The 13,151-nt window shown below is 44.6% G+C and carries 10 protein-coding genes and 2 pseudogenes; 5 read left to right on the top strand and 7 right to left on the bottom strand.

The window, feature by feature from the left end; genetic code table 11:
• The coding region (locus J0895_RS08615) for an FAD-binding protein (protein ID WP_207087696.1) at window positions 1–677 on the bottom strand (677 nt) is incomplete at its 3' end.
• Between the two features lie 196 nt (window positions 678–873).
• On the bottom strand, window positions 874–1,188 hold the full coding sequence (locus tag J0895_RS08610; RefSeq protein ID WP_207087695.1) for a hypothetical protein: 315 nt from the start codon (window positions 1,186–1,188) through the stop codon (window positions 874–876).
• A gap of 633 nt (window positions 1,189–1,821) precedes the next feature.
• Between J0895_RS08610 and J0895_RS08605 the strand changes: the two genes are divergently transcribed.
• The 3 genes from J0895_RS08605 to J0895_RS08595 all read left to right on the top strand — a co-directional run bounded on the left by J0895_RS08605 (window position 1,822) and on the right by J0895_RS08595 (window position 5,490).
• Window positions 1,822–2,397 (top strand): tetratricopeptide repeat protein, encoded by a 576-nt coding sequence (locus tag J0895_RS08605; RefSeq protein ID WP_207087694.1) that lies wholly within the window; start codon window positions 1,822–1,824, stop codon window positions 2,395–2,397.
• 284 nt (window positions 2,398–2,681) lie between these two features.
• A complete protein-coding gene (locus J0895_RS08600) occupies window positions 2,682–3,032 on the top strand; it encodes a hypothetical protein (protein ID WP_207087693.1) in 351 nt (116 codons plus the stop codon).
• A 451-nt stretch (window positions 3,033–3,483) separates the two neighbouring features.
• A complete protein-coding gene (locus J0895_RS08595) occupies window positions 3,484–5,490 on the top strand; it encodes a serine/threonine protein kinase (RefSeq protein WP_207087692.1) in 2,007 nt (668 codons plus the stop codon).
• A gap of 119 nt (window positions 5,491–5,609) precedes the next feature.
• Here J0895_RS08595 and J0895_RS08590 read toward each other — a convergent pair whose 3' ends face one another.
• Window positions 5,610–5,858 carry a hypothetical protein gene (locus tag J0895_RS08590; protein ID WP_207087691.1) on the bottom strand — a complete coding sequence of 83 codons (249 nt, stop codon included), beginning with the start codon at window positions 5,856–5,858 and terminating at the stop codon, window positions 5,610–5,612.
• Window positions 5,859–6,270: 412 nt separating this feature from the next.
• The gene (locus J0895_RS08585) at window positions 6,271–6,579 is read right to left on the bottom strand and encodes a hypothetical protein (protein WP_207087690.1); all 309 of its coding nucleotides are present in this window, start codon (window positions 6,577–6,579) and stop codon (window positions 6,271–6,273) included.
• Between the two features lie 181 nt (window positions 6,580–6,760).
• Here J0895_RS08585 and J0895_RS08580 point away from each other — a divergent pair, with 181 nt between their 5' ends.
• Window positions 6,761–6,985 carry a DUF2811 domain-containing protein gene (locus J0895_RS08580; RefSeq protein ID WP_207087689.1) on the top strand — a complete coding sequence of 75 codons (225 nt, stop codon included), beginning with the start codon at window positions 6,761–6,763 and terminating at the stop codon, window positions 6,983–6,985.
• A gap of 736 nt (window positions 6,986–7,721) precedes the next feature.
• Here the strand turns inward: J0895_RS08580 and J0895_RS08575 are convergent.
• The gene (locus J0895_RS08575) at window positions 7,722–8,684 is read right to left on the bottom strand and encodes an IS4 family transposase (protein ID WP_207087688.1); all 963 of its coding nucleotides are present in this window, start codon (window positions 8,682–8,684) and stop codon (window positions 7,722–7,724) included.
• Window positions 8,678–10,183 (bottom strand): annotated as a pseudogene (locus J0895_RS08570) (IS5 family transposase). Before J0895_RS08570 ends, J0895_RS08575 begins: the two are co-directional and overlap by 7 nt.
• A gap of 111 nt (window positions 10,184–10,294) precedes the next feature.
• On the opposite strand from J0895_RS08570, the pseudogene J0895_RS25785 reads away from it, so the two are divergent.
• Window positions 10,295–11,043 (top strand): annotated as a pseudogene (locus tag J0895_RS25785) (IS66 family transposase); the annotation flags it as partial.
• Window positions 11,044–11,405: 362 nt separating this feature from the next.
• On the opposite strand, the gene ltrA reads toward J0895_RS25785, so the two are convergent.
• Window positions 11,406–12,938: a group II intron reverse transcriptase/maturase gene (gene ltrA / locus J0895_RS08560; RefSeq protein WP_207087687.1), complete on the bottom strand. Its 1,533-nt coding sequence runs from the start codon at window positions 12,936–12,938 to the stop codon at window positions 11,406–11,408.
• Window positions 12,939–13,151: the final 213 nt, after the last annotated feature.

Genomic DNA, 13,151 nt, shown 5'->3' with positions numbered 1-13,151 from the left:
TCTTGTAACGGCACCCCCGCGATCGCAGACATCGCTAACCCGTCCCCAGTAGAGGCAAAGTCATTGGAGGTGGTATTAAACACCCGTCCATATCCTCCGGTAGCAAACATCACCACTTTGGCGCGCACCACTTCCAGGCGACCATCAAGAATATGGTACATCACCAATCCCTTGGCTTGTCCCTCTTCCAAAATCAACCGCATGACGTACCATTCTTCATAAACCTGGACCCCATAGCGGCGCAGATTATTCACCAGTTCGTGCAACATGGCATGACCCGTTTTATCTGCGGCGTAGCAGGTGCGGTTATGGGAATGGCCCCCGAAGGCCCGTTGAGCAATCCGCCCATCGGGTAAGCGAGAGAAGAGGACGCCCATATGTTCGAGGTCGATGACCACATCGGGGGCTTCTTTGGTGAGCAGTTCTACCGCATCTTGGTCGGCTAAATAGTCAGACCCTTTGACCGTATCAAAGGCATGGGCCTCCCAGCTATCGGTGGAATCTACGTTTTTGAGGGTGGCGGCGATTCCCCCTTGGGCGGCCACGGAATGGGACCGAATGGGATGGGTTTTGGCGACTACGGCAACATCAATGCTGGGATTGATGCGCCCAATTTCCACTGCGGCGCGACACCCGGCAAGTCCGCCCCCGACGATAATAACGTCATGTTCTATCATGGTTCTCTTCGCTTTCGTAGGATCTAAAGGTGTTCTGGATCGGTTCTGGATCTATCTTCTCACTCAAAAAAAATTCCCTCCTCAACGGTAGGGAATTTTTTAGAATCGCTCAGTCGATGGCGGATTCGCGCTTGAGGATGAACAGGGCAGCATTAAAGATTTTAAGGTTAAGCAGTCGGATTGTCTCTGGGTTGTGCTAACTGGCTGCCTGGGCGGGGTTCGAGTTGGGTGCAGTTCTAGGACTTGATTCAGCCGGTTGTGCAGTGATCTCGACTGGCTTGAGTTCGATGTGATTGAGCAAGGTGGTGACGAAGGCAAACAGGAGAAAGGGCAGGGAGAGAACGACGATTAAACCCACTGTAGCGAGGGCGAAGATTTGACGGGCGGTACTCCACAAGGCGAGGGCGGAGGCTAAACTCAGGAAAATCACGATCAACCAAATGATGATTTGTCCGTAGATATCTCCAAAGGTCAGGGTGCAGACCAATTTGTATTTTTTCAGGTTATTCATTAATGGGTTTCCTCGAAAACTATAGATTTAAGATTCAGAGTAATATGCTGTTTCTGTTTTAATAGATTTTTAAAGATTTTTGAAAGATTCGCAACATCACTTTACAATTCGGAACCCTGGGTTGGAAGCGATCGCCGCTCTTTGGGCCATTTCGGGTTGAGATGGAGGCGATCGCGATACCCATTCAGCCTTGAGGGGCGATCGCCCCGGGAGGTTTCCTGGGTTTTGGCCGGTCTGACTGGCCGCTTGGCATCTGGGGTTTGGCCATGAGCAACCCTAACAGTTTCCTGATTGTAGCGGAAACCTGCCCCTTGGATGTCATCAAAATTAGATACGAACCGAAAATTGAGTCCCGCTTAGGATGGACTGGAAACGGGTGGAGTTTGTGAAGATAGGTTCATGAATTAGGGTGAACTAAAGTTAAGTAATATAACAAAAATGGGGTTAAGTCTAAAAAATTTACTAAGAAATCCTGACATAAGGATAAAGTGAGTTATTTTAAGGAACAACAGGTCTAGCAAACCGACTCTATCTCAACCCTGAAACGTTGCGGTAGGTATCGAAGGGATTCTGAGTGGGTTTTCACTCATAGAAAGGACCCCTTTCCATGAATTGATCGGTTAGGAGATTCCAATGCAAGAACAACCGTTTCATGAGTTACCTGAGATCAATCTAACTAACTCGAACAGGCATCAGGCCCTGTTAAATCACCAGGAGAGTTCTTCAACAGAACATCAAGAGGGTGGACAGAATTATGAATATTGGAAGCGGTCAGGCGATCGCTTGCAGGTAGCAAAAGCATATCTCGAAGCGATCGCCGCTTATGAATTGGCTTTACTCCAAAAACCCACAGCCTGCTATGCATGGCAGCAACGGGGGGAGGTCCTCAAACGCTTACACCGCTATGACGAGGCGATCGCCTCTGATCGCAAGGCCCTAGAAGTCAGCGCCAACCCAATCTCCCGTTATCAAGCCTGGAATGGCTTAGGCGCATTGTTCTTTACCATTGAACGCTACGAAGAATCAATCTTTGCCTATAAACAAGCCCTTGCCCTCTGTCCCAATAGCATGGGTTCCCCTCATATTCTGGAAATGGAAGGCATTGCTTGGTCGAGATTAAATCGCTATTTAGAAGCAGGGGATTGTTATGATCGCGCCTATCATAAAGCGGTAGAAATTTCCGACCGAACGGTCAAAAAAACAAACTAGCAGACTGCCCTCTTTTTCCCCAAAATAAATGTCTCAATGAGGGTAGTTTTATAGGATTTAAAATCAATCACCCGTCTTTAAATTTTCTCCACTTTCATTCCCCATTGGGGATGCAATCTAATCCTAAATCCCGCCAACGAGTTGGCATTTAAAAATTACCCCGCCGCCGCCGTCTTTTTCGGCATCATGACCTTCTGTGGAATCCCCTCTTTTTTTCTCCCCTTGGAGGAACTTAAAATGCCAAAAAGCGTTATAGTTACTTGGACACTTTAACCTGAGTTTTTATGATGAAACCCCTTCAAAAAACCATCGCCACCACCGTAGGCTTGAGTCTTCTGTTTTGGTCCACACCCTCGTTAGCGGACCAAAATTTGCGCTTGACTTGGGTCCGCATGAATGAGACAAACCGGGACGGATGTGTGCAACAAGCGGTTGAAGCCATGAAATCCTCCGGGTTGGATAATGTGGAAGTCCAGGATAATGAATTCGTCCAGGGCGACACCCGCGACTTGGAAGCGAAAATTATGTGCATTGAAAGTGGACGAGAACTGATAGCTGCGATCGCCGTTGCCAGCGATAATTCTAGCACAGCGCGGGATATCAGGGGTCGCTTAAGAAATTACATGAGACGTTAAACCACCAGCTTCAAAAAACAGGTAAATTCCCCTTCCTAAGCCCGCACAAGCGGGCTATTTTTTGGCATAGATTAACTTATATAGCAATCTTAAATTGATTCATGCCCTCACCCCCAACCCCTCTTCCAGAAAGGGAAAGGGCTAATTCTATAACGAATTTAGGACTAATATATATACAGATAATCATTGTTATTGAAATAATATTTTAGGATATAATTGTAACATTTATTTCCCGCTTATAACTCTCCTAATTCAAATAAAGCCTTGGCTTTTTCCAAGGTAATATCAAGAATAGAATCATCATCAGCAATAGACAGTGACTGTCGCCTGACATGACAAATCTTGCCTTCGGGCCATTATTCCCAATCTCCTGGGGAATTTTACCCTATTTTACCCAGGTGGGGAAAGCAATCCCCTACAATAGAAAGGGATCGCTGCTTAAGTTAAAGTGATGGCCGAAAAAGTCGTGAAAACCTGGTTACAACAACTCTCCCAACGGGTTGCCGGAAATAGAACCCTATTGGGAGTGGAGGAAGCAGGACAACATTCCGGAAACGGAAGTCTCTTCTCCCTCCTCAAGGGGAAGGATAACCCTTCCCAGAACCCCCAGGGGTCGAGTCCAACCCTTACCTCTGGTTCTAATCCGCAACAGTTCCCGGACTGTTCTAGTCATGGATATCAAGTGCTTCAGAGTTTGGGTCATAACTATGCCGGGGGTCGTTCGACCTATTTGGCAACCCATCTGAAAACTCAAAAACCTGTGGTGATCAAACAATTTCAGTTTGCCAAACCCGGTGCAGATTGGTCCGCCTATAAAGCCCATGAACGGGAAATTAAAGTGTTGCAGGGTCTGAGTCACCCCGGGATTCCTCGCTATCTGGATTCTTTTGAAACCCATGAGGGATTTTGTCTGGTTCATGACTATAAAAATGCCCAATCTTTAGCTGTTTTTCGGCGGCTGGACCCGGAGAAAATTAAACAGATGGCTTTGGCGGTTTTGGAAATTTTGGTTTATCTGCAAAACCGGGTTCCCGGGGTGATTCACCGCGATATCAAACCGGAAAATATTTTAATGGGCGATCGCACCGATATTATTTACCTGATTGATTTTGGATTTGCCCGCATCGGTGGGGGTGAGGTGGCTCAAAGCAGTGTGGTTTCAGGAACACCCGGATTTATGCCACCGGAGCAATTACTCAATCTCAGACTCACGGAAGCGTCTGATTTGTATGGGTTAGGAGTGACCCTGATTTGTTTGCTCACCCAAACGGATTCTAGCGAAATTAACCGCTTAATTGATAGTAGCTATCGCCTCAATTTTGCGGAGTTAGTTCCCCATCTCAGTGATGAGTTTATTCACTGGTTACAGAAAATGGTGGAACCCAATAGTGGCGATCGCTTTTCTCATGCGGCAGCGGCTTTAGAAGCCCTGACTCCCATTTCGGTTTGCCGCCTGTTACCAGAAGCGGAATTTAGCCAAACTCGGCTGAAATTACACGCCCAAACAGGAGAAACCCTCACCCAAACCCTCACGATCAAAAATCCGGTAGAAGATACAGTCCTAGCCGGACGCTGGGAAATTGCTCCCGACTCGAATAATCCCAAGACAAAGCCGGATTGGGTCTCTATAAAACCGGCAAAGTTTCAGGGGAATGAAACTGAATTTGAAATTAAAATTGATACTACCAATTTAGTCGTCAGTCAAGATTACACTCGAAATTTTTTACTCCACGCGAATACGGCGAATAAAACCCAAATCATTCCGCTTTCGCTATCGGTTTCTCCTCGCGAAGTTCCCTCAGAATTGGTAGGTCCAGAACCGGGAAAAATCGCTAACTGGAAACAAAAAATTGCAGTGCCGTTCCCAGTTATCCTGTTTGGAACCAGTGTAGCCATTCCGTTGATTTTTCTGTCCCCTTATGTGGCGGTGGCGATCGCAGTTCCCTTGGTCGTTTTATCCGGTAGAGGGTTTGCCGATAAGATTCAGGACCCGGCGATCGAGCAGGTAGCTGAATTTTCGCGAAAATGGCTGGTTGCGCCGAGTTTAGTCGGCTTAGGTTTATGGTCTTTTACCCAAGTCGATATTGCCTGGTTGGAGCATCCGGAACGGAAATTATTAGGGGTAATTGTAGCAGCAATGGCAATGGGAGGCATTGGCATTGGGGTATTAGAGCTATTTAAGGCAGGCTTTAAACGGATGGTGGTGTTACTGCCGGTGTTAATTTTTGGGCTGTCTTTTGTGGCGATCGGAGTTGCTACGGGAATGGCGGGTAAATTGGCGGAAGTTGGCGTGACGGGATTGGTTTTAAGCAGTACCGCCAAACAGGAAATTCAACGGAAAAACGATGGGATAGGTGCGATCGCTCGTCATGTAGCGGTTGCTATATTAGGCGTCGGTGTGGGAACCGGGTTGAGTTGGTTATTGGTGCATTATGGACTCGCTTCGGGGATGTGGTAACGGGAGATGGAGAGGATAAGGAAGATAGGGAGGATAGGGAGGAGGAATTAGTAACGATTTTTTGTAGTAACGACTTGCTGTCGTTTCTCCCCAATCTCCCCAATCTATCCTATTCAGAGTCAGTAAAATTGGCCTTCATGCAAGATCACCTCACCATGTTCTGGGACCCAGGCTACCCACTGGTGATCGCCGCATTTACATAAGAGTAAGGCTTGATTGGCACTGTATTCGCTGGGTTGTTCTAATAACTGCACCCAGGTGTTTGGTTCCGGTTCGTGGCAAATGATTTCCCCCTGGGATGTGGGGATCCAGTCGGGCGATCGCAAATAAAGTTTTTCCAATTCTTGTTTAACTAGATCGAGTTTCATAATTTTTTGCCTTTTTATGATCAAGGTCACCCTGGATCCAAAAGCTAGATCTTAGGGGTACCTCAATGGGTTATGTAAGATTTTTGTCTGTAACAATTGTTACAGATATGATTTTTAGGCGTCAAGCAAAGTTAGTAGAACTTAACAATCCTGGCCCTAAGTGCTGGCGCGCTGAAAAATGGAACGGGTCACGCGGAGATGGGGTTAAAGGGGCTTTAAGTCAGGAATGGGATGATTGGCCGGGACAAAGAACCTTGGATGATTCTGCCATCTAAGCAATGCCTAGACAGAACTCCCGATGAAAATTTGACGAGAAAATAAACAGTTAATAATCACTTGATTTTTAATCACTAACTCTGTAATGTGAAGGTTGATAATTTTCAGTTACCAATTTCTAACTTCCTTCACATTGCTAAAATTTTGCAATTCTTATTTTTTCGGCTGGTTTTCCCCACAGATTCCACAAAGATTTCCACAGGTTATCTGGGGTTTTCCACAGGTTAGCTAGAGTTTTCCCCAGGCGATCGCCTTCGAGTTCTCGTGTTTTGGTTGAACTGGGGATTAAGGTCAAAAAATGACTGAGGGCGATCGGTTGCGGAAATTTTGTAAAGTTGTGTAACAATAAATAGCTGAAACCCTTATTCTCTCGTGACCCAGAGGGACCTAACCCGAAAATCTTAACATTTCGCAACGTTGACAACTCCACCCCTTCTGAGCGCACAATGAAACCGCCAACCTAAATAAAAGTGTTTCTCGTCATTGCAGCTTTTTAAAATAAGCAGCCAGCATTCTTATCCAAGGGCTTTAAGCTTGAACGAGGGAGTAACACCGGCTTTAATCAAAGCGGGTGGGGATTGGTAAAACGTCAACAGCTACGCGGAACGCGCACGGAGGTTTCCAGAATGAACGCAAACGTCAGCATCCTTGCAGAAATTCCAGAAGAACTGCATCAATCTCTTAAAGGGTATTTAGACTCTCACCCCGACTGGGATCAAGACCGGGTGTTTGCTGCGGCCCTGTCTCTGTTTTTGTTACAAAATGGGGATAACCGGACCCCGTTAGCCTCGAAAAACTATCACCAAGCGGCTAGAGTGTATCTGGAAACCCTGTTTCAGCATCCGGTGTAACCGGCAAAGGTTGGGGAATCTGGGTTGATGGATCGGGAGAGGAGACTGCCGCAGAGGTAGGGATCTGATGAATCCGGGCAAACCGTTGGGGAGAGGGGCGGTGCCAGATTCCCAAACATTTCTAGATCAAGTAAACTACCCAACGCTGACTGAGTACAGTACAGCGTGGGCAATAAAGCCTAATGTTTACCAGACTCAGGTGTGTTGATTCACTACGTTAGAGGCAAGTGTTCAAGTTCACAGCCATCGGATGCGTAGCTAGTCTGGAGCTACTAAAACTTAAAGATTAAACAGGTTTATTGGGTTAATCCAGTGTCTTTAAGATAGTACCGACCTCTAACATTGTCAAAGCTAACATTACCCAGAAATGGAGAGATAGAAATGTCAAATTACGCATTAGTTATTGATACAAACAAACAGCCGTTAAGCAGGGTAAGCTCATCTAATTTGGTATAAATTGTACTTGACAACCAAAACTTATAGAGTTAAAGGAGAGTATTCTGGGATTAGGTATTCTCCCGGGGTAAAATATCTCAATTAGTCTTGACACAAGGATTTGAGAATAAGCATCATGTAATCATTATCCATCGCGGCCCGCTTCCTTTTCTGCCGTAAGCTACGCTTGAGAGTGGTTTCTTGATTTACCATATTCAGGGACAGCCTTCGGAGGGTAGTCAAGTTCCGAGGGCTATGCAATGACCGAATGCGACAGCGATCTGAAGGGGTGACAGAGTAGCTACAATTCTTTAATGATAAGACTTGCAGCTCTTTGACCCGATTGATAATTTGAGCGATGATTTTGATGCAAACTAACATATTCCTGAATTTCCTGGTGACAAGAATTTATGAAATTAACCCAATTTTCTCCTCGCACTCCTACTTGAAAGGTCCTATATCGTCGATAAGCTCGGTTACTTTCTTTAGGGGGAGCCACATATTTTTGGACTCCCATTTTTTTGAATTTATATCCAGAAAGAGTGGTGATTGAATAGGCTAAAGTGATTAGTACCATAAAGGCTTGTAGGCGGGAGGGGGAAACCTTAGACTCTTCAATGTTATAGCCGCCAGTCTTACCGTCTCGAAACATTTCTTCTATATCAAATCTTTGCTTATAAGTATTTATAGCCGCGTCTAAATTTTTTAAATTAGTCACAATAAACCCCCCTTCCTTTACCGAAACCCCTCGATATTTTCTTTTCCATTTTGCGGCCAAATTAGCCCCGGCAAATCCCTGGGCTTTAGTGAGTTTAACCCCTTTCATAAAACTCGACATTCCTGGAGCTAATCCTAAATTTTTTAATTCAGTCCATATCAAAGATTCATGTTGAACATATTCAGTCTTTTTCAACCTTAAACAAAAATACAGATTCTGCTCACCGAGGCATTTTGCGAGTTTTACCGAACAAAATTCCCGATCTCCTAATACTACAGTTTTATATTCTTTTATCAAAGGAGAAACCTTCTCTAGTGCCGCTTGCTGTGAGGCTAAATTACTGCGGCCTTTTTTGGGCAACATGATGAAATATAAAGGGATAGCCCGCTTATCCCAAATTAAGGCAATCATTAAAAAAATTGTGGCCGCCCATTGAGTTCTATCAATCGCCAAATAAAGAACTTGTGTTGGGTCACAATATTCGAGTAGCCAATATTTAGGGTTTGCTGAAAAAGTTATAAAAAGCAGGGGGTGGGAAATCAACAAGAGGCCCCTCTTCCTCCCCAAATAAACAAGGCTTTACTTCGATTCTTCAATTCATAGCTAAAATTAATGTTTGGGGATAAAATTATAAGAGTTTGGAAAAATTGAAACAAAAAAAGACAGTAAAACTGCCTGAGCAGTTTCACCAGGTTGAGGACTAAAAACGTAAGAGTAATGGAAGAAATAGAAGTATTAGATAGTTTAGACATGACTCGATTCAGACTGAATCTTCTTTTGCCCTGTCCAAATTTTCCTTCAATTTCGTTGCGAATGCGCTCGTCTTCTTGTGCTTGTTTTTTAGCTTGAAGGCTGACTTGGGCCGGAGGTCTCCCTAAAGGAGGACCACTGAGTCTAATTCCTCTTTCTTTACACCAAGCTCGATTAACTCGGGTGCGATAAATTTTATCGGCGTGAACCGATTCCGGGTAAAATCCGGTATATTCTTTGTAAGCTTCTACTTGACTAATAAAATCTCCACTTTCATTATAGTTTTCCCAGCTAATTTTTTCGAGTAACACATATCCTTCTACACAACTGACTGATAACTTCGCTCCGAATTCTGTAGGACTTCCTGATTTGCCTCTGACGATTGGACGGACATGAGGTTGTGTTAAACTGACAATCCGATGTTCGATTCTTTTTTGATTATTTGACCACATCCAATGCTGTTGACGATAAATTTCGCTTGAGACCAATAAATTCCTGTATTGCCTTCTGCTTAAGAGTTCTAGGCTGGCTCTTTTCTCGATTAACTTCTCAATATGTCCCAAATTTCGTTTGATATATTGCAGTTATTTTTTAACGGCGTCTCTCCTTTCTTTTCCAGATGAATTCCTCTTTTTAGCGAATTTTAAATAATCTTTTCTGGCATTTTTTCTGTAAGTTCTTGGTTTTTTGTTTAGGTTATCCTTCAGAGATTTATATAATAGGTCTATGATAAGTTCGGTAGTTTCTTTCGCTTTATTTAACAGGTCCACATCCGTGGGGTATTTGATATCGGCAGGTTCTCCCGTTGCATCGATTAATAGCTGACCTCTATTTCCTTTGGGTTTTTCGGCTTCTTCTAACTTTTTTGTGCTGGAGTCCTCCGGATTGAATCCTAGACTTTTTTGGACAATTCTGCGATTGATTTTTTGAAGCAAAGTCTGACTAATTCTTTGCCGAAAATGAACCATCATTGAAGGGTCAAAGGGCGCTTCGTTCTGATAGCTATTTTGTCCAATAAAATACTGTAAGTATGGGTTTTCCTGGATTTGTTCAACAGTTTCTCGGTCACTGATTCTCAATTTCTCTTTGATGATTAAAGCGGCCAGTGCCATCCTAAAAGGTTTGGCTGGCGCTCCCATTTCTTCAGAGAAATTTTGGGCATATTCTGACTCGAATTCGGACCACGGAATTAGCTTCGACAGAACTACCCAACGATTTTCTTCACACAGCTGGCCCTCAAAGGGAAGTTCAAAGGCTTGTTCTGGCCCCAGGGCATTTTGTGATTTTCGATACATTTTCCCTTGAATAATGCACAACAATTTCCAATTTTACCTCTTTTTCCTGTCTTTTGTGTCCTGGCAATACTTCTAAAAGCCTTGAATAGTAAGCGTTTCGCTTTTTAAAAGCCAGCCCTAGTTAAAGGCGTTAAAGAGTGGTTATGGGTGGCTACCCATCCGAATTTTTGCCTATTCCATGCAGCGGATACCCGAGGCCGAGTCGAACTATCCACCTTATTAGGTAAACAATAAGGGCGGGGTACTCGTTAGTGATGATTTCAGTGTATATAACGGGTATCCTGTGGCAGCCCAACAAAAATGTCTGGCACATCTGAGACGCCATATCCAGAAATTGATTAAATTTGGCAGCCAGGTTCAAGTTACCATTGGGGAGACATTCCTTTCTTTGGTAGATGAAGCGTTTCGGCAACATCGTCTCTGGCGCGAAAATGGGGATAATTCTTCATACCAGACCTGGGCGACGGAGTTTAGGTTGAGGGTGGAGGTAGCCCTAAGCGAATGGTTGCCGAAAGCGGGTTACGAGGCCGGAAAACTGCTGCGTAATTTAAAAGAAAAAGCCGAACAATGGTGGTACTTCCTAGAGCATCCGTCCATTCCTCCAGATAATAATTTAGCTTCAAAGAGCTTTACGATTAGCCGTGACTAAACGTAAATTGAGTGCGGGTTCTCGGTCTATGTCAAGATTTGAGAAGACAGCAAAATTGTTGAGTGTGGTTCAAACCTGTCGATTTCAGGGACGCTCCTTCATGCAGTTTTTAAAAGAAGCACTTTCGGCGATAGCTCATCCAGGATTACCTTACCCCACTCTGATTCAAACAGTCCCGACATCACCTCCGATTGGGGTAAATGTTATCTGACGATCGCTCTTAAATATAGATTTTTATCCCTTTTTTTCCGATGATAACTTCGGGTTATTTCCGTTTGACTTAATTTATGGCTCACGTTAGAGAACGCCAATATTTCATGGATGCTGACCCCTGATTACTCGGTCTCATAGGGTACGCATTTTTTTGACCTGAATCCTTACGTCTTAAATAATCTTGCTGCCTTAGATTATGGGTCGAGAATGGAGTCACCTCCTTCCCCTCCCATTGAGAACCCTGCATGAGACTTTCACCTCACCCGGCTCCTAGTCTAAATGCCCGTTATCATTGGTACGGCTTTGACTTTCCATGTCGTCTCTGGCAGTCTTTTCATCGTGACAGTGGCGGTGTAGTAATTATAGGTTTTTGTATTCATCTTTTCCACCCATTGAAAGTGGTTTGATGTGGTCTACTTCCGCCAAATCTTCACTTGCGAAATATTGTCCGCAGTGCTTACACCGACCTTGAAGCTTCTTCAGCAGTTTCGCTACTCGTGTCGGAACCCCTCTGGCTGTTCCTCTTCTGGTTGACCAATAATTCCATTCTCCATCATACGGCGATGCTTCTGGCCTTACCACGATGTGCCTCGTTATTTGAGTGTAGCTGTGCTTCCACAGTCGCGTTCCATCTTTTGCCTGGAACAGCCAACTCTCATTTCTTTCCTTTCCGTTCCCGATTTTAACCGTTCCCTTATGGAAATATTTCCTAAGATTCTCATGGCTTGCTTTTCCGCATCTTGATTCTGTCCATGCCCTCAGTTGTTGCCAAACGTTGTGGTCTATCTGGTTGAAGGTTTCCATTGAAACTACCCCTGAATAGTAGTTACTCCATCCTCTAATGATTGGGTTTAGTTTACTTATCAGGGCATCTTGGGGCGCTGTTTTGTGAGCTTTTATCACCCCTTTGAGCGTTTCACTGTGGGCTTTAATTGCCTTAAGACTCGGCTTGATGTGGGTTTTATGCCCAATCAGTCTACTGGCAGGTCTTCCGGTTTTACCAGATTTGTATTTACCTACAGAGTATTGCCTGATGTTGAACCCTAAAAAGTCAAATCCTGCTTCTGACTTTTCGCCATTTACTTCGATTTCTCTTAGTGTGTGGCATATTCTGGTCTTTTCAGGTTTTAGCTCTAGTCCCGCAGGTTTTAACCAGTTGTCGATGGCAATCTTGTATTGTTCAATGATTTCTAGGCTTGGTGATATTACCACGAAATCATCGGCATATCTGATTAAGGTAGCTTTAACGGCCTGTCCCTTTTTTCTTGGGTACAGTTCTTTAATATACCTAGCCATTCCATCCAATGCAATGTTGGCTAGGAGTGGACTTATTACCCCTCCTTGTGGTGTCCCTGTTTTGGTGTCCTCAAATACGCCACTATCCAACACTCCCGCTTTTAAGCATTGTCTTATTTTCTTGCGGATTTGAGTCGGACAGTTTAATTTGGACAGCAGGTAATCATGGTTAATTTTGTCGAAACATTTGGCTATATCTGCATCCCGTACTAGGTATTCACCCTTGTTAATGGATTGATATATCCTGCCAATTGCGTCGTGGGCAGAGCGTCCGGGACGGAACCCATAGCTCTTTCCTTCAAACCTTGCCTCCCAATAGGGTTCTAGGGCTTGTTTAACCAAGGCTTGCTCGGCTCTGTCTCTGATGGTCGGGATACCCAGGGGGCGTTTTTCGTCCCGTCCCGGTTTTGGAATCCATACCCGTCTGAGAGTTTTGGCTTTGGTTTGTTTCCCAATGTCTTTGACAAGTTCCAGGCGTTGATTGGGTTTCAGGGATTTTACTCCATCCACACCCGCCGTTTTCTTGCCTTGGTTATCCTGGGTTACTCTCCTTACCGCTAGCAGAAGAGCATAGTTTGACACTCTCAGCTCTTTCATAGACTGAGATTCTGCGGACAGAACAGCTTTAGGCAAAACCCAAAGTCTTATTCTCGCTACGGTCGTCAAAGCCCGTCTACCCAGTTGGTTTAGGTCAATGCCTAACTTACTGGCTACTTTTCTAAGGATGTTTGCAGCGCCATTTAAGTCTGCACGTTACCACTGAGCCGTTTCCTGACTGATACAACCCCCTCTTAACTCGTTTCCCTGATG

It is taken from the genome of Phormidium pseudopriestleyi FRX01 (assembly GCF_017313335.1).
Classification (GTDB): Bacteria; Cyanobacteriota; Cyanobacteriia; order Cyanobacteriales; family Laspinemataceae; genus Laspinema; species Laspinema pseudopriestleyi.
The sequence above is the reverse complement of the archived record's forward strand: the minus strand, read 5'-3'. Positions and strand labels throughout refer to the sequence as shown.